General features: G+C 61.7%; 20 protein-coding genes (1 of these 20 only partly in view). 15 read left to right on the top strand and 5 right to left on the bottom strand.

The annotated features are described in order from the left end of the window. Nucleotides 1-6: 6 nt before the first annotated feature. The 5 genes from coxB to ABM428_RS15185 are packed head-to-tail and all read left to right on the top strand — an operon-like array spanning nt 7 to nt 5,620. A complete protein-coding gene (coxB, locus tag ABM428_RS15205) occupies nt 7-993 on the top strand; it encodes a cytochrome c oxidase subunit II (RefSeq protein ID WP_353628361.1) in 987 nt (328 codons plus the stop codon). After that, nucleotides 990-3,557: a cytochrome c oxidase subunit I gene (gene ctaD / locus ABM428_RS15200; RefSeq protein WP_353628360.1), complete on the top strand. Its 2,568-nt coding sequence runs from the start codon at nt 990-992 to the stop codon at nt 3,555-3,557. The genes coxB and ctaD overlap by 4 nt, the downstream gene beginning before the upstream one ends. Further along, entirely contained in the window at nt 3,554-3,961 is a 408-nt protein-coding gene (locus ABM428_RS15195) for a hypothetical protein (RefSeq protein WP_037967035.1), read from the top strand. The genes ctaD and ABM428_RS15195 overlap by 4 nt, the downstream gene beginning before the upstream one ends. Further along, on the top strand, nt 3,958-4,542 hold the full coding sequence (locus tag ABM428_RS15190) for a cytochrome c oxidase assembly protein (protein ID WP_353628359.1): 585 nt from the start codon (nt 3,958-3,960) through the stop codon (nt 4,540-4,542). The genes ABM428_RS15195 and ABM428_RS15190 overlap by 4 nt, the downstream gene beginning before the upstream one ends. Before the next feature lie 13 nt (nt 4,543-4,555). Beyond that, on the top strand, nt 4,556-5,620 hold the full coding sequence (locus ABM428_RS15185) for a c-type cytochrome (protein ID WP_353628358.1): 1,065 nt from the start codon (nt 4,556-4,558) through the stop codon (nt 5,618-5,620). Between the two features lie 15 nt (nt 5,621-5,635). Here ABM428_RS15185 and ABM428_RS15180 read toward each other — a convergent pair whose 3' ends face one another. Next, nucleotides 5,636-6,319 (bottom strand): YrbL family protein, encoded by a 684-nt coding sequence (locus ABM428_RS15180; protein ID WP_353628357.1) that lies wholly within the window; start codon nt 6,317-6,319, stop codon nt 5,636-5,638. Nucleotides 6,320-6,548: 229 nt separating this feature from the next. Between ABM428_RS15180 and ABM428_RS15175 the strand changes: the two genes are divergently transcribed. Together ABM428_RS15175 and ABM428_RS15170 are read left to right on the top strand one after the other, a co-directional pair. Next, nucleotides 6,549-7,127, top strand: coding sequence for a TRAP transporter small permease subunit (locus ABM428_RS15175; protein WP_174226630.1), 579 nt, complete (start codon nt 6,549-6,551; stop codon nt 7,125-7,127). After that, entirely contained in the window at nt 7,127-8,518 is a 1,392-nt protein-coding gene (locus ABM428_RS15170) for a TRAP transporter large permease subunit (protein WP_353628356.1), read from the top strand. Before ABM428_RS15175 ends, ABM428_RS15170 begins: the two co-directional genes overlap by 1 nt. Before the next feature lie 70 nt (nt 8,519-8,588). Here ABM428_RS15170 and ABM428_RS15165 read toward each other — a convergent pair whose 3' ends face one another. From ABM428_RS15165 to ABM428_RS15155, 3 genes are all read right to left on the bottom strand, one after another. Then, nucleotides 8,589-9,683 (bottom strand): TRAP transporter substrate-binding protein, encoded by a 1,095-nt coding sequence (locus ABM428_RS15165; protein ID WP_005848780.1) that lies wholly within the window; start codon nt 9,681-9,683, stop codon nt 8,589-8,591. Between the two features lie 431 nt (nt 9,684-10,114). Further along, nucleotides 10,115-11,179 carry a ParB N-terminal domain-containing protein gene (locus ABM428_RS15160; RefSeq protein WP_353628355.1) on the bottom strand — a complete coding sequence of 355 codons (1,065 nt, stop codon included), beginning with the start codon at nt 11,177-11,179 and terminating at the stop codon, nt 10,115-10,117. Continuing rightward, nucleotides 11,176-12,486: an AAA family ATPase gene (locus ABM428_RS15155; protein WP_107277637.1), complete on the bottom strand. Its 1,311-nt coding sequence runs from the start codon at nt 12,484-12,486 to the stop codon at nt 11,176-11,178. Before ABM428_RS15155 ends, ABM428_RS15160 begins: the two co-directional genes overlap by 4 nt. Before the next feature lie 389 nt (nt 12,487-12,875). On the opposite strand from ABM428_RS15155, the gene ABM428_RS15150 reads away from it, so the two are divergent. Further along, nucleotides 12,876-13,571, top strand: coding sequence for a DnaA N-terminal domain-containing protein (locus ABM428_RS15150; protein ID WP_353628555.1), 696 nt, complete (start codon nt 12,876-12,878; stop codon nt 13,569-13,571). Here the strand turns inward: ABM428_RS15150 and ABM428_RS15145 are convergent. After that, nucleotides 13,568-14,308, bottom strand: a complete 741-nt coding sequence (locus ABM428_RS15145) for an IclR family transcriptional regulator (RefSeq protein WP_005848788.1) — start codon at nt 14,306-14,308, stop codon at nt 13,568-13,570. The two genes, ABM428_RS15150 and ABM428_RS15145, sit on opposite strands and share 4 nt — an antisense overlap. Nucleotides 14,309-14,499: 191 nt before the next feature. Here ABM428_RS15145 and ABM428_RS15140 point away from each other — a divergent pair, with 191 nt between their 5' ends. The 7 genes from ABM428_RS15140 to ABM428_RS15110 all read left to right on the top strand — a co-directional run. Next, nucleotides 14,500-16,056, top strand: a complete 1,557-nt coding sequence (locus ABM428_RS15140; protein WP_353628556.1) for a M81 family metallopeptidase — start codon at nt 14,500-14,502, stop codon at nt 16,054-16,056. A gap of 30 nt (nt 16,057-16,086) precedes the next feature. After that, complete coding sequence (locus tag ABM428_RS15135) at nt 16,087-17,694, top strand: ABC transporter substrate-binding protein (protein WP_353628554.1); 1,608 nt, start codon at nt 16,087-16,089, stop codon at nt 17,692-17,694. Between the two features lie 64 nt (nt 17,695-17,758). After that, a complete protein-coding gene (locus tag ABM428_RS15130; RefSeq protein WP_005848795.1) occupies nt 17,759-18,700 on the top strand; it encodes an ABC transporter permease in 942 nt (313 codons plus the stop codon). Between the two features lies 1 nt (nt 18,701). Further along, entirely contained in the window at nt 18,702-19,589 is an 888-nt protein-coding gene (locus tag ABM428_RS15125) for an ABC transporter permease (RefSeq protein WP_064216922.1), read from the top strand. 1 nt (nt 19,590) lies between these two features. Next, nucleotides 19,591-21,276 carry an ABC transporter ATP-binding protein gene (locus ABM428_RS15120; protein WP_353628553.1) on the top strand — a complete coding sequence of 562 codons (1,686 nt, stop codon included), beginning with the start codon at nt 19,591-19,593 and terminating at the stop codon, nt 21,274-21,276. Next, nucleotides 21,273-22,439 (top strand): M20 aminoacylase family protein, encoded by a 1,167-nt coding sequence (locus tag ABM428_RS15115; protein ID WP_353628552.1) that lies wholly within the window; start codon nt 21,273-21,275, stop codon nt 22,437-22,439. Before ABM428_RS15120 ends, ABM428_RS15115 begins: the two co-directional genes overlap by 4 nt. 71 nt (nt 22,440-22,510) lie before the next feature. Further along, a protein-coding gene (locus ABM428_RS15110; RefSeq protein ID WP_353628551.1) for a M20/M25/M40 family metallo-hydrolase crosses the window boundary here: on the top strand, nt 22,511-23,642 show its 5' portion. 8 nt of this gene lie beyond the right edge of the window; only the first 1,132 of its 1,140 coding nucleotides appear in the window; it begins with the start codon at nt 22,511-22,513; the stop codon falls past the right edge of the window.

Genomic DNA, 23,642 nt, shown 5'->3' with positions numbered 1-23,642 from the left:
GCCCCCTTGCAACACCCTTGGCGCATCTGTGCAATCGCCCCGGCCGCCCTGCTTCTGGCGGGCTGCGAAGGGCGTCAATCCGTGCTTGCCCCCGCCGGTCAGGACGCGGCGGATGTGCTGAACCTCTTTTGGGTGATGCTGGTCGGCGCGGTGATCCTGTGGGGGCTTGTCGCGCTGCTGTTCGTCTATGTCACACGCATCAACCCCGGTGCCATGCGCCGCCGCACCGCCGAGATGCTGATCGTCGGCGGGGGCATCCTCTTTCCCGTGGTCCTGCTGGGGGGGCTGCTGATGTATTCCCTGCCGCTGATGGGACCGACCCGCGCCGAAGGGGACGGGCTGGTCGTGCGCGTCACCGCCGAACAATGGTGGTGGCGCGTCGAATACCAACAGCAGGGGGAGACCAGAACAATCGTCTCGGCGAATGAGCTCCGCCTGCCCGCCGGTGCCCGGACCGAGCTTGTGCTGAACGCCCATCGGGTCATCCACTCCTTCTGGGTGCCGGCCCTTGGCGGCAAGACCGATATGTTCCCGGGGCGCGAAACCCGCATGACCCTCGCGCCCACCGATCCCGGCATCTACCGTGGCCAATGCGCCGAATTCTGCGGGGCCTCCCATGCGTTGATGGCCTTTGAAACCGTGGTGATGCCCCCCGATGAATTCGACCAATGGCTGAGCGCAGAGGCGCGCGATGCCAAGCCACCCCAAGGCGCGCTGGCCCAAGCCGGCGCGACCCTGTTCCTTGAGGAAGGCTGCGGCGCCTGCCACAGCATTCGTGGCACCAAAGCCATCGGCAAGACCGGCCCCGACCTGACCCATCTGGCAAATCGCCACTCGCTTGCCGCAGGCACCCTGCCCCTGAACGCGCAGGCCATCGCCACATGGATCGGCCACACCGACACGATCAAACCTGAGGTCAATATGCCCACTTATGACTTCCTGTCCGACGACGATCTCGCGGCGCTCGCCGCCTATCTGGGGGGGCTGGAATGACCCGCAGATACCCCGATGTGCTGCAACCCGAAGGCACCTACCCCCCGACCGAGGATATGCTCGCCGAACCCGTCCCTCAGCAGGTTCAGGAGGCGCAGAAAAAACGTCTGCGTGCAGCTTGGAAAACGCCGCAAGGCTGGCGCTACTGGTCGGCGGTGAACAACACCGAGGTCGGCATCTGGTACACGATGACCGCGTTCTTTTTCATGCTCTGCGCCGGTATTCTGGCGGTGCTCATGCGCACCCAGCTTGCCGTGCCCGAGAATGATTTCCTCGACGCCGACCGCTATAACCAGTTCTTCACCATGCACGGCTCGGCGATGATGTTCCTCTTTGCCGTGCCCATGTTCGAGGCGATCTCGATCCTGCTGCTGCCCGGGATGCTGGGGGCGCGCGACATGCCGTTCCCGCGGCTCAGCGCCTATGGCTACTGGTGTTTCCTGATCGGCGGCATCTTTGTCTTCGGGTCCATCCTGTTCGATTCCGGCCCCAAGGCGGGCTGGTTCATGTACCCCCCGCTCGCCACCAAGGAAGAAGGCATCGGCCCCGATGTCTGGCTTTTGGGCCTCTCGTTTATCGAGGTCGCCTCCATCGCCGCGGCGGTCGAGCTGATCGTCGGCGCGCTAAAATGCCGCCCGCCGGGGATGCGCGTCAACATCATGCCGCTTTACGCGTGGTATGTGATGGTCGTGGGCGGCATGATCCTCTTCGCCTTCCCGCCGCTGATTGCGGGGGATTTCCTGTTCGAACTCGAACGCTCCTTCGATTGGCCGTTCTTCGATACCGTCCGGGGTGGCGACCCGATGCTCTGGCAGCATCTGTTCTGGATTTTCGGCCATCCGGAGGTCTACATCATCTTCCTGCCCTCCATCGCGATCGCCGCGATGATCGTGCCCACCGCCGCACGCACGCCCATCGTGGGCTATTCGTGGATCGTGCTCAGCGCGGTCGGCACGGGGTTCTTGTCCTTCGGGCTGTGGGTGCATCACATGTTCACCACCGGCCTGCCCCAGATCAGTCTGGGGTTCTTCTCTGCCGCGTCCGAGGCCGTGGTGATCCCCACCGGCATCCAGCTTTTCGCCTTTGTCGCGACGCTGATGGTGGGACGGGTCAAGATGACCCTGCCGATGCTCTGGATCGCGGGGGCGCTGGCGATCTTTGTGGCGGGCGGTCTAACAGGGGTGATGCTGGCCATCGTGCCCTTCAACTGGCAGGCCCATGACAGCTACTTCGTCGTGGCCCACCTGCATTACACACTGTTCGGCGGCATGGTCTTTCCGGTCATGGCGGGGGTCTATTATTTCTTCCCCTTCTTCCGCAAAAAGCTTCTGTCCGAAACCCTTGGCCGTTGGTCCTTCTGGCTGATCTTTGTCGGCTTCAACGTCACCTTCCTGCCGATGCATCTGACGGGGCTCAAGGGGATGCCGCGCCGGATCTTCACCTATCCGGGCAGCGCGGGCTGGGACTGGCTCAATATGATGTCCACCGTCGGGGCCTATATCACCGCCGCAGGCTTTGCCGTCTTCGTCTACGATCTGCTGCGCCCCAAAGCGTACCAAGGCCAGATCAAGCGCAACCCATGGGGCGGCGGCACGCTGGAATGGGCCCATGATGTGCCCGAAGAGGCATGGGGCAACCGTTCGGTGCCCTATATCACCTCGCGCTATCCGCTGTGGGACCAGCCCAAACTGGTCGAGCGTATGGACGCGGGCCGCTACTATCTGCCCGACGCCCCCGAGGGCAAACGCGAGACGCTGATCACCTCGGTCATCGACGCGAAACCGCTGATGGTACAGCGCGTCACCGGCCCCGCGTGGATCACCATGCTCGCCGCGTTCTTTACCGGCGGCGCGTTCATCTTCCCCACCTTCCACATCTACGAACCCGCCATCGTCTGCGGTGCCTTCGCCATTGTCTGCGTGCTCTACTGGCTCTGGACCAGCACGGCACAGGTGCCGGATCAAGAACGCAAGGACGTGGGCCTTGGCCTCAGCCTGCCGACCTACGCCTCGGGGCCGACCTCTGTCGGGTGGTGGGCGGTCTGGATCACGATGCTGGGCGACAGCACCGCCTTCGCCAGCCTCGTCTTCGGGTTCTTCTTCTACTGGACCGCGCGCCCGGACTTTATCACCATCGGAGCGGACCACGCGACGGGCGCCGCGGTCGCGCTCGGGGTTACGCTGTTTGTCGTCTCATGGGCCGCGACCGTGCTCGCGCGCGAGGTCAATAAACGCAGCCATATCACGCTGGCACGCCTCGCATTGGCACTGGCCGCGACCTGCACCGTCGGCGGGGCGGGGCTGATCATCCTGTCGGTCCTCGATCTTGAGCCCACAACCCATGTCTACCCCGCGACCATGTGGGCGCTGATGGTCTGGCTGGTGGCCCATGCCCTGCTGGGGGTCATCATGCAGCTTTATGCGCTGGCAGGGTCGATCTTTGGCAAGGTGACCCCGCAATATGACGCCGATCTGTGCAACGTCACGCTGTTCTGGCACTTCATGGTGCTGACCGCGCTGGTTACCGGCTTTATTCTGGGCGTGGCCCCAAGGTTGCTGGCATGAACCAGATCTCCACCGAAGAAGAGCAAGAGGAATTCCTCGAGGAACAAGACAGCCTCTGGCGGCTCGCCCTCAGCCCCACACTATGGGCGCTGCATTTCGTGATCTGCTACGGTGCCACAACCGTATTCTGCGCCGATCACATCCTCGGCGTGGATTACCTTAGCACCCTTCGCCTCGGCATCGGGCTGCTGACCATAGGCGTTCTGGCGGCAATCATCTGGCTGGGCTGGGGCGCGTGGCGGCAATGGGATGTGGTGCGCGACCGCGAATGGGAAAACGACGCGGGCAACAACGAAGACCGCCACCAGTTCATGGGCCACGCGGCCTTCCTGCTGTCGCTGATTTCGGCGGTGGGGGTGATCTATGTCTCGCTCCCCGTGCTGCTGATCGCCAGCTGCGCATGACCCGCGTGGCGACATATCTGGGGTTTGCCCTGCTTGCACTGCTCTGGCTGGTGCCGCTGGAACGGCTGACCGGCGCCGCCTTCCCCGTCCATATGCTGCGCCATATGGGGCTGGTCGCCGTGGTCGCACCGCTGCTCGCCTTCGGACTGGGCGACCGGCTGCGCTGGCTGATGATCTCTCCGCTGATCGCAACGGCGCTTGAATTCATGGTGGTCTGGGCATGGCACCTGCCGCAGCTGCACGGGATGGCCTATCTGCTGCCCGCGGGCTTTGCGCTGGAGCAGGGCAGTTTCCTGATCGTCGGGCTGCTGGTCTGGGTCAGCGCCCTGGGCGCGCACAACGGGCTGGCAGGGGCCGGATCGCTGCTGCTGACCTCGATGCATATGACCCTACTGGGGGCGCTGCTGATCCTCGCCCCCCGCGATGTCTTTGCCGAGATTTGCGGCCGCGCCGCCGACCTTGGCGGGCAACAACTGGGCGGGCTGCTGATGCTGGGCATTGGAACACCGGTCTATCTGATCGCCGGATTGTGGCTGGTGGGCCGTGACCTGCGCAGCACCGACCCCGCACCCCAAACGTAACGGAGCAAACGCAATGAGAACTGTGATCAAAACCCTGATCGTTCTGGCCCTGCTGGGGGCTGTCGGCGCGGTGACCATCGTAGGGCTGGGGCTGTTCAACGTCTCGGCCCGCGCGGGCCATATTCCGGGCGTGTCCTGGGTGCTGCACACCGCCTATCGCCAGTCGGTCAAACTCCGCGCCCCTGACGCCGAACAGGTGCCCGACCTGTCCGACCCCGATCTCGTCGCCCTCGGCGCGGGGCATTTCGACAGCGCCTGCAGCTTTTGCCACGCCGCCCCCGACCGGATCCATTCCGCCACCGCCGACGCCATGTCGCCCGAACCGCCCCATATCACCGACGCCGTCGCTGACTGGCAGCCGCAACATCTGTTCACCATCGTCAAGGACGGCGTCAAGATGAGCGGCATGCCCTACTGGCCCGCCGAAAACCGCGAGGACGAGATATGGGCCATGGTCGCCTTCCTCACCCATGTCCGCAAGATGGAGGGCGCGGGCTTTGACGCGCTGCTGGCGGCAGACGCAGCAGCCGACGACACCGCGCTGACCTATTGCGCCTCCTGCCACGGCGCGACGGGCGACAGCAAAGGCAACGGCCATATCCCCCGCCTCGATATCCTCGACGAAGGATATATGCAGGACGCGATCACCGCCTATCGCACCGGCGCGCGGGACAGCGGCTTTATGGCCCATGCAGCAACGCAGCTGCCCCCCGATGACCTGACCCGTGTGATCCGCCACTATGCCGCATCCGCGCCCGATGGCCCGACCCCGAGAGCTCCCCTGTCCCCGGCAGAGCTCGAGCTGATGGAGCAAGGGGCCGGCGTCGCCGCCATCGGCAATATCGACGCGCCGTCTTGCGCGTCCTGCCACGGCCCCGGTCTGGACCAGACCAAACCCGGCTTCCCGCGCATCAGCGGCCAGCCGCGCCCCTATCTGGCGCAGCAGTTGAAGCTTTGGCGCGAGGGCACACGCGGCGGCGGCCCCCGCAAAGAGCTGATGGAAAAAGCCGCCCGCAATCTGTCAGATGCCGAGATCGATGCGCTGGCGCTGTATTATTCCCAGCTTCCGGCGGAGTAGGCAGAGAGGGTAACCCTAGTCGAGCGCGTCGTAATCGTTGCGCAGAAACATCTTTTTGCGCCGCGACCAATGCAGCCCGACATCGCGGGCCGTCCGTTCCATCCCGCGGTGCAGGGCGCGGTGCCGCAGATAGGGCACCCAACTGCGCAGCTTGATCACATTGGGGTCGCCAAACCCGTCCACGATCAGCGGTTGCCACTTACCCTCCTGCTGCCCCCAGACGATGCTGCGGGAGTTCAACCCCGGGGCCACCACCCCAAGCGCAAAGACCGCGCGCGAAAAATCGTTCAACGCTTTCAGCGCCGCCGTATCCAGCAGATCCCGCGCGACGAATTCGTCCAGCGTCATCCCCAGACCGCCGCTTTCCGGCCCGACCCGCTGCATCAACAACCCCAGCCCCATATCCGTCCGCATCACCCCGTTGGTGAATGCAATCGGCGACGCGATACCCGCGTTATGGCTGCGAATCCGCACTTCGATGTCATGGGTCAACTGGCGCAACAGCATGCGGTGTCGCGTCGTCGGGAAATGTTTGTAAAGAAACGGTCTGACCCGCCCCGCGTCCGACGCCCGCAGCGCTTTCATCGGTACTTTCACAACAAGATCATCGGGCGCTTTCACAGCAAAGACCGCCCGGCCCTGCTCTTGTTTAAGCAACGTACCGGTTTCCATGTTAAGCAATTCGGCTGACTGTGTCATCTACACTATTTATCTTTAACTGTTGGTACTTACTAAGCAGAGCGTGTCACAGCGCATGCGTAACCTAAAGTTGCGAACACTGTCAAAAATTATCTTAAAAAGGGCGGTTGAACGCCGCGGATGCGCAATATTTCGCACAGTGAAATGCTGAGACCCCGCTTGACATTCCCCTGCGGCACTTTGATTGACATGCGTTAAGAACGATAGAAACCATAGAAAAGGGTGGAATGTGCGTTTTCTCGCTGGAGTAGCATCCCTCATCTGCGCTGTTAATCTGATTATCGGAAAAGTCTTTTCCTGGCTCGCGCTGGCCATTGTCGTCGTCTGCTTTACCGTAGTGGTACAAAGATACCTCTTTGCCACCAGCTACGTCTGGATGCAGGATCTCTATATCTGGCTGAATGGGGCGATGTTCACCGCGGTGGCAGGCTTTGCCCTGCTGCGCGACGATCACGTGCGCGTCGATATCTTTTACCGTCCCGCCAAACTGCGCACCCGCGCCATCACCGACCTGATCGGGGTGTTCGTCTTTCTGCTGCCCTTCACATGGATCGTCTACATCTATTCGATGCCCTTCGTGCAGCGCGCATGGGGGTACCACGAAGGCTCTGCCAATGTCGGCGGGATGCCGGGGCTTTATATCCTCAAAACCTTTATCATCGTCTTTGCGGCCCTGATTGCGGCGCAAGGCATTGCCATGGCGATCCGGTCCATTCTGGTGCTTGGCGGCAGGGCTGATCTTGTGCCCGCCGCGATGCAATACAGCCCGGACGCCATCAAACCCGCCACCACCGAGGGAGCCGCCTGATGGACCCGATCATGATTGGCGAGATGCTCGCCGCGCTGATGTTCTTTGGGGTCATCGGCTTTCTGCTTCTGGGCTTCCCCGTGGCCTTCACCCTCGCCGGGACTTCGTTACTATTCTGCGGTGTAGGCATGGCTTTGGCCGTGTTCGACCCGTCCAACTTCGGGTCTTTGCCCAACCGATATATCGGTTTTATGACGAACGAAGTGCTCGTCGCCGTGCCGCTGTTCATCTTCATGGGGGTGATGCTGGAGCGCAGCCAGATCGCCGAACAACTGTTGCTCACCATGGGCAAGATGTTCGGCAATATGCGCGGCGGGCTCGGGATCTCTGTGGTGCTTGTCGGGGCCATGCTCGCGGCCTCTACCGGTGTTGTGGGCGCGACCGTGGTGACGATGGGGCTGATCTCGCTGCCCGCGATGCTGCGGGCGGGCTATGACCCGAAACTGGCCACCGGCGTGATCTGCGCCAGCGGCACTTTGGGCCAGATCATCCCCCCCTCTACCGTGTTGATCTTCATGGGCGATATGCTGTCGGGCATCAACTCGCAGGTGCAGATGGCCAAGGGCAACTTTGCCCCCACGCCTGTCTCTGTCGGGGATCTCTTTGCCGGGGCGCTGCTGCCCGGGCTGCTGCTCGTATCGCTCTACCTCGGGTATGTGCTGTTCAAAGCCGCAACAGACCCTAAATCCTGCCCTGCCACCCCGGTTCCAGCGGATGAGAAATCAAAGCTGCTGCGCGAGGTCTTTGTGGCGCTTGTCCCGCCTCTGGCGCTGATTTTGGCCGTGTTAGGGTCTATTCTGGGCGGCATCGCCACCCCGACAGAGGCCGCATCCGTCGGGGCCGTCGGGGCCATGATCCTCGCCGCATTGCGCTGGCGTCTGTCCTTTGGCGTGCTCAAGGAGACGATGGTCGCCACGGCTACAATCACCAGCATGGTCTTTGTGATCCTGCTCGGGGCCTCCGTCTTTTCGGTCGTATTCCGTATGATGGGGGGCGACAATCTGGTGCATGAATTCCTCAGCAATCTGCCGGGCGGGAAGCTCGCTGCGGTGGCAGTGGTGATGATCATCATGTTCTTCCTGGGCTTCATCCTCGACACCTTCGAGATCATCTTTATCGTGATCCCGATCACTGCACCGGTGCTGCTGATGCTGGATGTCGATCCGATCTGGCTGGGGGTGCTTGTGGGGGTGAACCTGCAAACGTCGTTCCTGACCCCGCCCTTCGGTTTTGCGCTGTTCTACCTGCGCGGCGTCGCCCCGGCGGACCTGCCCACCAGCGCGATCTACAAGGGCATCCTGCCCTTCGTGATGCTGCAAGTGGTGGCGATTGCGATCCTGTTCATGTTCCCGCAGATCGTGACCTGGTTGCCCAAACTGATCGCAGGTTAAAGCCCCTGCCCCAGCACGAAAAAAGGCCCGGTGTTTCCACCGGGCCTTTTCTGTATCCGACGGGCGGAGCTTAGTATTTCAGGAAGCTCTGACGCGCCTGAATGTAGGGGCTGTCGATCTTCTCTGTCCGGGTGCGGACAAGGTTCAGCGCTTCGACAAAGCTGTCGGCGGTTTTCTTGACCAGCGGGTCGTCGCTGCTGCGCAGTTCCTCGACCACCTCGACCGAGGCTTTGGCACCGGCTTCCATGATGTCGTCGGGGAAGTTGCGGACGGTCACGCCGTGCTCTTCCACCAGCGTTTTCAGCGCGCGTGGATCGTTGGCATAGAAGTCGGCCGCGACCTGATCGTATTCCGCCTGGCTTACATCACGGATGATCGCCTGCAGGTCTTCGGGCAGTTCCTGATACTTCTTCTTGTCGACGACAAGCTCGGTCGCGAGGCCGGATTCAACGAAGGACGGCATGTAGTAGTTCTTGGCAACCTGATGGAAGCCGAGCGCCAGATCGTTGTAGGGGCCGACGAATTCGGCCGCGTCCAGCGTGCCCGATTGCAGCGCCTGAAAGATCTCGCCCGCGGCCATGTTGGTGACCGTGGCGCCCAGTTTCTCCCATACGCGACCACCAAGGCCGGGGGTCCGGAAGCGCACGCCCTTGACATCGTCAAGGCTGGTCAGCTCGTCGCGGAACCAACCGCCTGTCTGCGTGCCGGTGTTGCCCGACAGGAAGCCCTGAACGCCGAACTGGTCATAGATCTCGTCCCAGATTTCCTGACCGCCCATATAGCGCATCCAGGCTGTCAGCTCTGGCGTGGTCATGCCGTAGGGCACGCCGGTAAAGAAGGACAGCGCGGGCGACTTGTTCTGCCAATAATAGGCGGCACCGTGGCTCATTTCGGCGGAGCCGTCGATCACGGCGTCCAGCGATTGCAGCGGCGGCACCAGCTCACCAGCGGAGTAGACCTGCACGGTCAGACGGCCACCGGAGGCCGCTGTGATACGGTCGGCCAGACGCTGCGCGCCGACACCCAGACCGGGGAAGTTTTTCGGCCAGGTGGTAACCATGCGCCAGGTAATGTTGCCTTGGGCGACGGCGGGTGCGGCCAGCGATGAAGCAACGGCCCCTGCCCCCGCAACGCCTGCGCCACGAATAAATGAACGACGATCCATGATGTTTCTCCCGAGATCAAAAATATGTCGATAAGGTCTTTCTGACATCTGCCAGCCCTCCCCTATGGGCGCACGTTAATCCCGCGTTTCAGGGGATGTCCATGGGTCAACGTCGGGTTCTGGTGCCTATATGGCGGAATCACGGTGAAATCTGCATCTTTCAGCCGCAAAGCTGTTTTGAATCAAAGCGTTAAGCCGATATTCGCGCGGAAAACCCCTTGTTCTATTGGGAAATGGGGCATTTGCGCTCCTTGCCACTCAACGCACAAAAAAGGGGACGCATCTACGCCCCCTTCCCTGCCATCTCTCAGCTTTACCCTTGCCGGTTACCCATGGGTAACCCGACGCGCGGTGGTTACCCATGGGTAACCGGGTGGGCAGTGGTTACCCATGGGTAACCGGGTGGGCAGTGGTTACCCATGGGTAACCGTTTACCGGATGCGAGGCCCGCTGCTGAGCACCTCTTCAAAGGCGCGCACTGCTTCTTCCAGTTGCTTCTTGGGCATGGTGGCAAAGTCGATATCGCTCATCAAACGGCATTCGCCGTGGCGGGCGGTGACCTTGGTCTGGCCGACGTAGAATTCGAACTTCTGCTTTGGCTCCGCCTTGGAGGCGGACTTCTCTGTCGGTTCGTTCGAGGTGGTCAGAAAATCCTTGAGGATTTTATTCTGCTCGTCCGGTGTCGAGGCATCCAAGAGTTTCTCATGCAAGACGCTCGCTTGATCAGGTGTGCGCAGCGCGCGCGCGACATCGACACCCAGATTGCGCGGCACGGCCTTGGGCCATTGCAAGCTCCCCTCCAGAGCAGAGAGAAGGAAGACGAAGCTTTTGATATAAGACCGCTTGGTCTTGTGCAGCGCGCTGTACAGACGGGTCACCAGCTCTGCCGGGTCGATCTCTTCTACCGCGTCGTCCTTGGCGGCGGTGATCGCAACCTGTGCCATCTCGGCGAAAGACAGGTCTTCGCGCACGACGTTCTCTTCGACCATATCCACATAGCGCGAAATGCGGTCATCCTCGCCGACCTCTACCCGCGCGGTGATCGTGCCAAAGCGGTCGTCTTTGGTTTCGGAAAACAACTGCGACAGGGCGGTGAACCGGCGCCAGCCTTTCTTGAGCTGGTAGCGCCCGTTCGGCCCGACATAGACCTCGACGGGTTCGCGCTGCCCGCGTTCGCGGATCGAGGATTTAAGCTCCTCCATCTCGTCAGACTGGGCGACTTCTTCCAGCGCGAGGCGATCGCGCGGCAGATCGTCGGTGAAGATTTCCGACAGGTCGATCTGGTAGAGCACGCGGCCTTCGCCTTGGGCCTGCCGGAAAGTCTTGGCGTCTTCGGCGTTGCGGCGGCGCTGTTCGATTTTGGCTTCCGTTGCCTCTTGCAGGTTTTCGGCCACGTCCCGCACGGCGGCGCCCATGGGCCCCGGCTGGCGGTTGCGGCGGCTGCCGGATGTGGGGGCTTCTACCGGGGCGAAGCCGAATTTGTTTTTACTGCTCATTCTGCCTTCTCCTTACGTTTTCCGTTTTCTTTCCACGCTTCGAGCACGGTTTGCAAAAACTCGTCATAGGCACGGTCGAAACTTTGCCGCGCCCGTTTCCATGTTTCGCGCGTCATCTGGCGATAGTCCTGTTCGTAAACCGACATCTGGAACCGGCCCGACTGTTCGACCGCGCGGGTCATTTCAATCGGGTGGGCGCAGACGTCGGCGCCGAAGACGTTCTTGAACGCGTCGATCATGGCGCTGTGCAGCGGATTGTTGGATTCAAAACGGGTCATAAGTAAACGGATGTCGGAAAACTGTTTAGGAAGCGTAATGCCTGCGTCCGCTGCGAGGCTTGCAAACCCTTCGGAGATATCGGCCATCGCGTCGCCAAGCTGGCCCAGATAGCTGGTCGTACTGTCATATTCCCAGTAGCCCGGGCCCGAGGGGATATAGAGGATATCAGCCGCAAACGCGGCGTTTAGGGACTGGTAGCCGATGGCGGGCGGGCAGTCGAAAATGATGATGTCGTATTGATCGTCGGGCAGTTCATCGAGGTAGCGCGCGACGCAGCCGAAAAAGCTCCATGCCTTGTGGAGCGCGCGGTATTGGGCCGAGGCGAATTCGACGAAGGCCGCGTTGGCGCAGGACGGGATGATGTCGATCGTGGGCCAGCAGGTGGGCTGGATGAATTCCTGAAACCGTTGCGCGCCGATGGATTGCACGTCTTCGGGCAATTCGTCCGCGGCGGGGTAGGGGCAGTCATCGGGGTCATCATAGCTTTCCATGATCCGGTTGGATTCACGGCAGAGATCGCGGCACATGATGCCCCAGACCGTGTGGCTTTCCTTGACCTCGGTCAGCCCCATCGAATGGGTCAGCGTCGCCTGCGGGTCGAAGTCGACGCAGAGCACGCGGTAGCCGTCAAGGGCGGCGGCATGGGCGAGGTGTTGTGCGACGACCGTCTTGCCGACGCCGCCTTTAAAATTCGACACGGCCACGCGCATGGCACGACCCCGGGGGCGTTCGGGCAGCAGCTTGCGGCCGCGGAATTTGGCACGGCGGCGCAGCTCGTTGATCTCTTCGAGGCTGAACCAGCGCTGGCGGCCATCCTCTTCGGTCAGCCCTTGGGGCAGGGTCGGGTCGTCCGCCAGCTTCTTGCGCAGCGTGTCGGCGGGGACGTCGAACATGAACTGGCTGATCTCCCAGATGGAGAAGGGGCGCAGGGCCTTGATCTCTCCGGGGGAGAAGGTGGCGCGGCGCACGGCGGCCTGTTGTTCCAAGCTGCGCTCGTTCATGTTAAGAAGGTCGTTGTGATTTCTCATCTATCTACTCGCGTTTTTAAGCCTCGAATTTCGAATAACGCGAATTCGGCAATTTGGCAAAACCTAATTTTCCCGAAATTCGCGCGCCGTTCCTGAAGAACGGGTTTATTTCGCTGCGGTTAACGCGGAGCAAAGAGATTTTGGTGACAGGCAAGGGGCATATAAGGCTGTTTTGGTGACAGCGATCTCCTGATATGGTGACACCATAGCGTCCCCCTTAACCTATTAACCTTTACCAAATTGAATTTGGATTAAGGAAAAGGGTAATTCCTGTTTTTCCCAGCGGGTTGACAGAAGACGGGATTTAGAGCTTTGTAGAAAGCATAAACGGAATCGGCTCAAAGAAGCTGACCAATAAAAATAAGACGATACATCGAGTAGGCAAAACCATGAACCCATTGCGGCTGACCGGCCCTGAAGCCGGGGTGATCAAGTACGACCTTTTGACCGCTTTGAGCGTGGCGGGGTTGAACGGATCACCGACCTTGCAGACCTCGTTGATGCGGCTGATCGCGGCGGTGACCTCTCGGTATAATTGGCGCGCCGACGAGCTGAGCGTGGGCCAGCGGGATCTGGCGCGGATGTGGTCGGTGAATGAACGCACGGTGAAACGCGAGATCAAACGGCTGACGGACGCACAGTTGTTGATTTGTACGCGCGGCGGCGTGCGGGGCAGGGTGGCGGCCTATCGGTTGAATTATGCGCAGATCGCGCGGCTGTCAGAGCCTTGCTGGCCGCTGGTCGGGCCGGATTACGATGCGCGGATGAAAGAGCGGTATCGCAGTCAAACGCCGGTCAAGGTGGTGCAACTGGCGGATTATGCGAAACCCGAGGCGTCGGAGGCCGCGCAGGGCGGGCCGAGCACGTGGCAACGTGCGATGGTGAACCTGTCGCGGGAGAACGCGGATCAGTTCAAGGCGTGGTTCTCGCAGCTTGAATATGTGGCGTTCGAAGGGGGCGTGCTTGAGCTGCGCACCCCGAGCAAATTCGCGCAACGCTATATAGAGACGCATCTTCTGCGCCCTCTTGTTGCGGCGGTGGAGGCAGAGTTGGGGCCGGTGACGCGGATCGAATTTAGGGCCTAGAAACTGCCACTGATGGCGCGGGCGGCTTCTTGGGCGATGGGGGCGGCGCGGCGGGCAAAGTCTTCGGCGCTCCATTCAGAAAGCGACCCGGCGATGTGGATGGCCCCCAAGGGGCGGCCCTGACGGTTGACGACGGGCACACCAATGGCAACTTCGCCCAAGACGAATTCATTCTGGACCTGCGCAAAACCGTCTCTACGGGCCTGTTCGAGACTGTTCATGATGCTGTCGGGGTCCACGTTGGTGTAAGAGGTATAGCTGTGCAGCGCGAAGCGATTGATGATCTCGCGCGCCTCTTCGGGGGGCAGGGCGCAGAGGGTCGCGCGGCCGCCGGCGGTGCAATAGGTGGGGACGCTATGGCCCACAAGCGTGGCGTAAAACGTTTCGCGTTTGCTTTGCATGCGCAGGGCATAGATCACGCGGGTTTCATCATAGAGGCTAAAGTCGATCCGTTCGGCGATGGATTTGCGCATCTCGAGGATAACGGGGGTGGCGACCTGCACCACGGGGTCCAGACGTAGGGTGTCGTGGGTGTGGTCAAGCAAGCGCAATCCGGGCAGGTAGCCGCGGTCGTCGGGGCTGCGCCGGATGTGCCCCAATGTCATGAGCGTATGCACTAGGCGTTGCGCGGCGGAGCGGTCGATCTCTGCCTTCGTGGCGATGTCTGACAGGCTGAGCGGGCCGTCGGCCTCGTGAAACGCGCTGAGCACGTGAATGGCGCGGGCGGCGGAGCGCACAAAGAGCCTATCGGCATCTGCCTGAAAATTAGACGCGACAGAGGAATGTGGTCGTTTGGGGTCTGGCATTGAGCGCTCCGGGTTGACGCGAGGATAGGTCAGTGCCTAGCATCGTATGGCAATACAGCCGTATCGCCAAGCAATACATTCAGTCTTGTGAAGCGATACATGATTTAAAGGTGGGTTCCCCGATGCGCGTCGCCATGGCCGGATTTCTTCATGAAACCAATACCTTTGCGCCTGAGCCTGCGGATATGGCGGCCTTCCAGGCCGGTGGCGGTTATGTCCCTATGGTGGGTGGCCCCGCGATGATCGAGGCCTTTCAGGAAGTGAACCTTGGCATGGCCGGCGCGTTGAAGGTCGCGGGGGATTCGGGTTGGGATGTGGTGCCTGTTCTTTGGGCGGGGGCTATTCCATCGGCACCTGTGACGCAGGATGCGTTCGACACTATTCTGGGCGAGATTCTGGACGGGCTGCGTGCCGCAGGGCCGTTGGATGGTGTGTTTCTGGACTTACACGGCGCGATGGTGGCGACGCATCACGATGACGGTGAAGGCGAGATCGCCCGTCAGGTACGCGCATTGGTGGGGCCGGATGTGCCGATTGCAGCCGCGTTGGACCTACATGGCAATATCTCGGAAGAGTTTGTGAACACGGTGGATGTGCTCGCAGGGTTCCGCACCTATCCGCACATCGACATGGCCGATACCGGTGCTATGGCGGCGCGGTTGCTGGATCATGTGATGCAGACCGGCACGCGCCCGGCCAAAGCGTTCCGTCGCATGTCCTATCTGGTGCCGATCCCGTTTCAGACGACGGATATGCAGCCCGCCAAGGGATTGTACGAAAACCTGACAGAGGTTGAGGCGCAAGGCGCACTGTCGGCGTCGCTGTTCATGGGCTTTCCGGCGGCGGATATTGCCGATTGTGGCCCCACGGCGGTGGCCTATGCCGAGACTCAAGCGGCGGCGGATGCCGCAGCAGATGCGGTGGCGGATGCCTATGCCGCTGCCGAATCCGAGTTCGACAATGATACATTTACCCCCGACGCGGCGGTTGCCTATGCGGCCCGCGCGGCAAAAGGGGCAGAGCAGGGGCCTGTGGTGATTGCCGATACCCAAGACAACCCCGGTGCGGGTGGGGTGTCTGCCACGACGGGGATGTTACGGGCCTTGATCGATGCCGGTGCCCAAGACGCGGCGATCGGGCTGATCGTAGACCCGCATTCCGCCGCCCAAGCCCACGAGTTGGGGGAGGGTGCGCGCGCTGTCTTTCGCATTGGCGGGCACCCCGGTCTGCCCCACGATAGCCCCGTCGAGGTCGAGGCGGTTGTCGAGATGCTGTCGGAGGGCAAAGTGAAAGCCACCGGCCCATATTACGGTGGGACGATGCTGGATCTGGGGCCCTCGGCCTGTTTGCGCATCGGTGGGGTGCGGGTGGCTGTCACAACGCGGATCGCGCAGATGGCTGACCGCGAGATGTTCCGCTTTGTCGGGATCGCACCAGAGACGCAGAAAATTGTTGTCGTCAAAAGCTCTACCCATTTTCGGGCCGATTTCACCCCGAGGGCGCGCGAGATTATCGTGGCGCGTGCCCCCGGCCCCATGCCGTTCGACCCCGCAGACCTGCCCTTTACGCGGTTGCGCGATGGTTTGCGGCTTTCTCCTAACGGTCCCGTTTTCGGGGCCGCGCGTGCGGCTGCTGCACGCCCCGATACCGGCGGATCAACCGGCGGTGTCCAAATATAACAATGACCACAACCAACATGGGAAATTGATATGCTGATTTTACGACCCACATTGAAACAAAGCCGGGGGCTGGCGGCGTCGCTGATGACCACGGCTGCGCTGCTGGTGCCTGCCGCGAGCTTCGCGCAGGAAGAAACCACGATCACGGCGGTCATGCACTCCGGCCTGCGGGTGCTGGATCCGGTGATCACTACGGCGCACATCACACGTGACCACGCCTATATGATCTATGACGTGTTGACGGCGGTGGACGAGAATTTCACCCCGCAGCCGCAAATGGCAAGCTGGGAGACATCCGACGATGGGCTGGTCTATACGTTCACCCTGCGCGACGGGCTGGTGTTCCACGATGGCGCACCTGTGACCGGCGCCGATGTTGTTGCCTCTCTGACCCGTTGGGGCAAGCGCGACAGCGGCGGGCAGTTGATCTTTGACGTGACCGAAAGCCTTGAAGCGATAGATGACAAAACCGTTGTCTGGACGCTGACCAAGCCCTTTGGCCCGCTGATTGACGTGATTTCCAAGCAATCCGCGGTGCCGCCGTTCATCATGCCGTCGCGTGTTGCCGAAACCTCTGCCGATGAGACGATCACGGAATACATCGGCTCCGGTCCGTTTGTGTTTGATCAGGACGCGTATGAGCCCGGCGTGTCGGTGACCTATGAAAAGTTCGACGATTATGTGCCGCGTGACGAGCCCGCCTCCTGGATGGCGGGCGGCAAGGTCGTGAATGTGGACAAGGTGGTCTGGACCACGATGCCCGATGCGCTGACCGCGCTGAATGCGCTTTCGGCGGGGGAGATCGACTATCTTGAGCAGGTCCAGATCGACCTGATGCCGATCCTGTCGGGCAACGAGGATGTCGTCGTCGAGAAACGCGATGATCTGGGCTATGTCACCATCGGGCGTCCGAACTTCTTGCATGCACCGTTTGACAACAAGCTGGTGCGTCAGGCGGCGATGGCGGCGCTGGATCAGGAATCCATGCTGGCGACGATGCAGGGTGATCCTGAGTACTACAAAGTCTGTGGCGCGATCTTTGGCTGTTCTACCCCCTTGGGGGACGAGGCGGGATCTGACTTGCTGACCGGTGGCGCGAATACCGAGCGTGCCAAGGAACTGCTGGAAGAAGCGGGTTATGACGGGACGCCGATTGTCCTGATGGCCCCGACCGATGTGATCAGCCTGAACAACCAGCCCGTGGTTGCAGCCCAAGCACTGCGCGAGGCGGGGTTCGAGGTCGATATGCAGTCGATGGACTGGCAGTCGGTCGTGCAACGCCGCGCCCAGCAGTCGCCGGTGGCCGAGGGCGGGTGGAACCTGTTCTTCACCAACTGGATGGTGCCCGAAGTCTCTGACCCGCTGGTCAACGTGATGTTGAACGGCCGCGGCGATGACGGTTGGTTCGGCTGGCCCGATGACCCTGAAATCGAAGGCATGCGGACCGAGTATGTCTCGGCCAGCGACGACGCGACCAAGAAAGAGATCGCGACGCGTATTCAGGAGCATGTGATGGACAACGTGAACTATCTGATGATGGGCGAATACATCATCCCGCAGGCGCGTCGGTCCAACATCGAAGACATGATCCCGTCGCCGGTGCCGGTGTTCTGGAACATGACCAAAGCGGCAGAGTGATCTGCCTTGAGAGGCGCGCTGCGATGCGCGCCTCTCACCCCTACGACCGCAAGGAGCCTTCGGCATGTTTTTCTATATCCTCAAGCGCATATTGGCCACGATACCGGTGATGGTGATCGTTGCGATTTTTGTGTTTCTCTTGCTGCGGCTGACGCCCGGTGATCCTGCCGCGATCCTTGCCGGTGATGCTGCCACCCCTGCGCAGCTTGAACGTATCCGTGACAGTCTGGGGCTGAACGACCCGCTGCTGGTGCAGTTCGGCACATGGATGGGCCAGCTGTTGCGCGGTGATCTGGGAACATCGCTGCTGTCGAATACCTCGGTTGCGGGGATGATCGGCGACCGTTTGGGGCCGACGTTGAATATCGCGCTGATGACGATTGTGATTTCGGTCGCTCTGGCCGTGCCGATGGGGGTGATTGCCGCGTGGCGGCACCGGTCCTGGGTGGATTTCCTTGTGATGTCTTTTTCGGTGCTCGGCTTTTCCGTGCCGGTCTTTGTCATCGGCTATATCCTGATCCAGATTTTCGCCATCGACCTGAAATGGGTGCCGGTGCAGGGCTATAAATCGCCAACCGATGGCATCGGGCCGTTCTTTAGCCGTGCGATCCTGCCGTCGCTGACGCTGGCCACGATCTATATCGCGCTGATTGCGCGGATGACGCGGGCGTCGATGCTTGAGGTTCTGGGCGAGGATTATATCCGCACCGCCCGTGCCAAGGGGGTGCGCGAGAATGTCGTGCTGTTCCGCCATGCGTTGCGCAATGCGGCGGTGCCGATCCTGACCATCATCGGCACGGGGTTCGCGCTGCTAATCTCGGGCGTGGTGGTGACCGAGAGCGTGTTCAACATCCCCGGGATCGGGCGGCTGACCGTCGATGCCATTCTGGCGCGCGACTATCCGGTTATTCAGGCGATGATCCTGCTGACCGCGGGCATCTATGTGACGGTCAACCTGTTGATCGACATTTCCTATTCATTCTTCGATCCAAGGATCCGGTACTGATATGACGCAGATCCCAAGCTCTCGGCACAGCGCCTTTCAAGTTGTGACCGGTTTATTCTCTGTCCCCAAAGCGATGCGGATTGGTGTCGGTCCGACGATTGCGGCGGTGATCCTTGTGGCGATTGTCCTCGCGGCGGTGCTGGCCCCTTACTATGTGCCCTATGACCCGCTTGAGATGAATGCGATGGCGCGGCTGAAGCCGCCGTCGGATGACTTCTTGCTGGGCACGGACCCTTACGGTCGCGATATCTTTAGCCGCGTTGTGACGGGGGGGCGCGTGTCGCTGCTGATCGGTGTCGGGGCGGCGGTGGTCAGTGTCGCCGTGGGGCTGCTGATTGGTCTGGTCGCGGGGTATTTCCGGCTGGCCGACAGTATCATCATGCGGATCATGGACAGCCTGATGGCGATCCCCGCGATCCTGCTGGCGATTGCGCTGGTCGCCCTGAACGGGCCGAGCGTGACATCGGTGATCATCGCCATCACCGTGCCGGAGGTGCCCCGCGTCGTGCGGCTGGTCCGGTCGGTGGTGCTGACCGCGCGTGAAGAACCCTATGTCGAGGCGGCGATCGCGCTTGGATCGTCCATGCCCAAGGTCTTGTTGCAGCATCTGATGCCCAACACCTTTGCGCCGTTGATCGTGCAAGGCACCTATATCTGCGCCTCGGCCATTCTGATCGAGGCGATCCTGAGCTTTCTGGGGGCGGGCGTGTCGACCGAGATCCCCACATGGGGGAATATCATGGCCGAGGGGCGGAGCTATTTCCAGATCAAGCCGGGGCTGATCTTCTGGCCGGGGTTGATGCTGTCTTTGTGTATTCTGGCGATCAACCTGTTGGGCGACACGGCCCGCGATATCCTTGATCCACGTATGAAAAAGCGGGAGGTGTGAGATGGAATTCAAGTCCAAAGACTTTACCGATGCCAAACGCGTTCTGAAAATACGCGGGCTGACGGTGGGGCTGGCGGGGCGGCCCAAGGCCGATCCGGTGTTGCGCGGGATCGATCTGGATATCCGTGCGGGCGAGACCCATTGTCTGGTGGGTGAAAGCGGGTCGGGCAAATCTGTCACCTCGCTGACGGCCATGGGGCTGCTGCCCAAGGATGCGCTGGAAATTCAGGGCGGGTCGATTGATCTGGAAGGGATCGAGATCACCCAAGCCAAGCCGGCGCAGATGCGGGCCTTGCGGGCGCGGCGGATCGCGATGATCTTTCAGGAACCGATGACCGCGCTGAACCCTGTTTTGCGGGTGGGCGAGCAGATCGAGGAAGTGCTGAACATGCACAGCGATCTGTCCCGCGCCGAGGCCAAGGCCCGCACCATCGATATGATGGAGCAGGTGCATCTGCCGGATGTGGAGCGCATCTATGCCGCTTTCCCGCATCAGCTTTCAGGCGGGCAACGGCAACGGATCATGATCGCGATGGCGTTGATCCTTGACCCTGATCTGTTGATCGCGGACGAGCCGACGACGGCACTGGATGTGACGACGCAGTTGCAGATCCTCAAGCTGATTTCAGAGATGCAGGAACGCCACGGCACGGCGGTGCTGTTCATCACGCACGACATGGGCGTGGTGGCCGAGATCGCGGATACGGTCAGCGTCATGCAGAAAGGCCGCATTGTTGAGAGCGCGCCGATCCGGCAGTTGTTGACCGCGCCCAAGGAAGACTACACCCGCAAGCTGTTGCAGGCGGTGCCCAATCTTGATCCGCGCCTCCCTCGGGCACCGGCAGAGGCGCGGGATGTGATCACCGTGGACGGGCTAGAGATGACCTATGGCGGGGGCGGTTTCTTTCGCGCCAGCCAAGGGGTGCGGGCGGCGCAGGATGTGAATTTCACCATCCAGCCGGGGCGCACCCTTGGGATCGTGGGCGAAAGCGGGTCGGGGAAATCGACCGTGGCCCGCGCCATCATGCGGCTGATCGACCCCACGGCGGGAAAGGTGACTGTTGCCGGGACCGAGATCGCCAAGCTGTCGCGCCGTCAGTTGCAGCCGCACCGCAAGCATTTCCAGATCGTGTTTCAAGACCCATATCGGTCGCTGAACCCGCGCTGGACCGTGGCGCGCAGCCTGTGCGAGGGCCCGATCAACTTTGGCACCAGCCGCGCCGATGCAATGGAACATGCCGCCGAACTGATGGAGCTGGTGGACCTGCCGCGCGATGCGCTGGACCGCTATCCGCATCAATTCTCGGGCGGGCAGCGCCAGCGGATCGCCATCGCGCGCGCTGTTGCAATGAAGCCCGATCTGCTGGTCGCGGACGAGGCCGTGTCGGCGCTGGATGTCAGCGTGCAGGCGCAGGTGCTTGATCTGCTGGATGACGTGCAGGAAAAATTCGGCATCGCCATGCTGTTCATCACCCACGACTTGCGCGTCGCCGCGCAGATTTGCGACGAGGTGCTGGTGATGCAGAAAGGCGTTGTCGTCGAACATGGGCCCGCTGGCGAGGTGCTTGCCGCGCCACGCCATGACTACACCCGCAACCTGATCGAGGCCGCGCCCGGCCGGCATTGGGATTTCGCCAACTTCCGTGCGCTTGACCGCACGCCCCCCGTGACAGGAGCCACCCTATGACCACCATTCCAAAGATCGAAGCCTTTGCCAGCGATCTGACCGCGATCCGTCAGGATTTCCACGCCCACCCCGAACTGGGGTTCGAAGAGGTGCGGACCTCGGGCATCGTGGCGGCGCAGCTGCGCGCCTATGGGGTGGACGAGGTACACGAGGGCATCGGCGGCACCGGTGTTGTCGGGCTGATCAAGGGGCAGGGGGGTGGCAACCGCCGCGTGGGTCTGCGCGCCGATATGGACGCGCTGCCGATCGAGGAAACCTCGGGCGTGGCCTATGCCTCGACCAATCCGGGGCGGATGCATGCCTGTGGTCACGACGGCCATACCACGATGCTGCTGGGGGCCGCGCGCTATCTGGCCGAGACGCGGGATTTTGACGGCACCGTGGTGCTGATCTTTCAACCCGCCGAGGAAGGACTGGGCGGTGCGCGCCGCATGATCGCCGAGGGGCTGTTTGAACGCTTCCCCTGTGACGAGATCTACGGGATGCACAACGATCCGAATTCGGAGCCCAACGTCGTGTCTGTCACGCCGGGGCCCGCGATGGCGGGGGCGAGCTTTTTCGACATCACGATCAAGGGCACCGGTAGCCACGCCGCCGCGCCGCATCAGTCGAAAGACCCGATCGTTATCGGGTCCGCTTTGGTGCAACAGCTGCAAAGCATCGCCAGCCGCAATATCATCCCCACCAAGCCCATCGTTCTGTCGGTGACCAAGTTCAATGCGGGCTCTGCCTATAACGTGGTGCCCGATACGGCGACGATTGCCGGCACCATCCGCTATTTCCACGACGATGTGTCCCAGCTCGCCGATCAGCGCATCCGCGATATCTGCGCGGGCATGGCGCTGTCTTATGGGGTGGAGATTGACGTGGACCTGCGCAATGTCTTTGACGTGCTGATGAACGATCCCGACCTGACCTCCGCCTATGTCGCAGCCGCCGCAGATGTAGTGGGCGCTGACCTGTCGTCAGAATCGACCGAGCAGGCCACCGGATCAGAGGATTTTGCCGATATGCTAAAAGTCGTGCCCGGTGCCTATTGCCGTGTCGGACACGCGGGCAATGTGCCGCTGCATAATCCGGGCTTTGTGCTGGATGACGCGATGCTGCCCGTGGGGGCATCGATCTATGCGCGCATCGTGGAAACACGTCTGCCCAAGGCCTGAAGTTACGCTATCATCAAAAAACGTCTGGCGCTGCCGCAGATCACGGCATCGCAATAGGGAGGAGACCCGACATGACCAATCCGCTTGAGCTGCCGTTTGACACGGAAGAGATGATCGCAGGGCTGCGCCCCTGGATCGAAACCGAAAGCCCGACCTTTGACGCGGGGGCCGTGAACCGGATGATGGATCTGGTGCAGCATGATCTGGCGGCCTTGGGCGCGCGGGTTGAACGGATTCCGGGCCGGATGGGGTTCGGCGACAGCGTCCGCGCCACCATGCCCCACCCCCGCGCGGGCGAGGGGGGTATTCTGCTTTTGGGGCATATGGATACGGTGCACCCTGTAGGCACGTTGCAAAAGCTGCCGTTTCGGCGCGAGGGGGGGCTTTGTTATGGCCCCGGGCTGATGGATATGAAGGGCGGCAATTATGTCTTCCTTGATGCGCTGCGCAAATTGCTGGCCGCCGGGGTCGAGACTCCGCTGCCCGTCACCGTGTTGTTCACGCCGGATGAAGAGGTCGGCACCCCGTCGACCCGCGCGCTGATCGAGGCCGAGGCCAAACGCCACAAATATATCCTTGTGCCCGAACCTGCCTGCCCCGACGGCGGCGCGGTGATCGGGCGCTATGCCATCGCGCGGTTCAAACTGCAAACCCGCGGCAAACCCAGCCACGCGGGATGGGCGCTGAAGGATGGCGTGTCGGCGATTGCCGAAATGGCAAAGCATGTCGCCGTGATCGAAGGCATGACCAGCGACGACTGCACCTTCTCGTTGGGCGTGATCAACGCGGGGCAATGGGTGAACTGCGTCTCTTCGGTCTGCGATGCCGAAGTCCTGTCTATGGCCAAGACACAGGAACAACTGGATGCGGGCATTGCCAAGATGATGGCGTTGAACGCGGATAAGGGGAATGTGGTGATGGAGGTCACGCGCGGTGTGACCCGCCCCGTGTGGGAACCGGACCAGCCGGGCACGATGGCGATGCTGGGGGTGGCGCAAGAGATCTCGCGCGAGCTGGGGTTCGAGATGACCGGCCAATCGGCAGGCGGCGGATCGGACGGGAACTTTACCGGTTACCTCGGATTGCCCACGCTCGATTCCATCGGGGTCCGGGGGCAGGGGCTCCATACACTGAATGAACATATCGAAGTCGACAGTCTGGTAGAGCGCGCAAAGCTGGCCGCGGGGCTTTACTGCCGGCTTG

The organism is Sulfitobacter sp. TCYB15 (genome assembly GCF_040435955.1).
Classification (GTDB): domain Bacteria; phylum Pseudomonadota; class Alphaproteobacteria; order Rhodobacterales; family Rhodobacteraceae; genus Sulfitobacter; species Sulfitobacter pontiacus.
The sequence above is the reverse complement of the archived record's forward strand: the minus strand, read 5'-3'. Positions and strand labels throughout refer to the sequence as shown.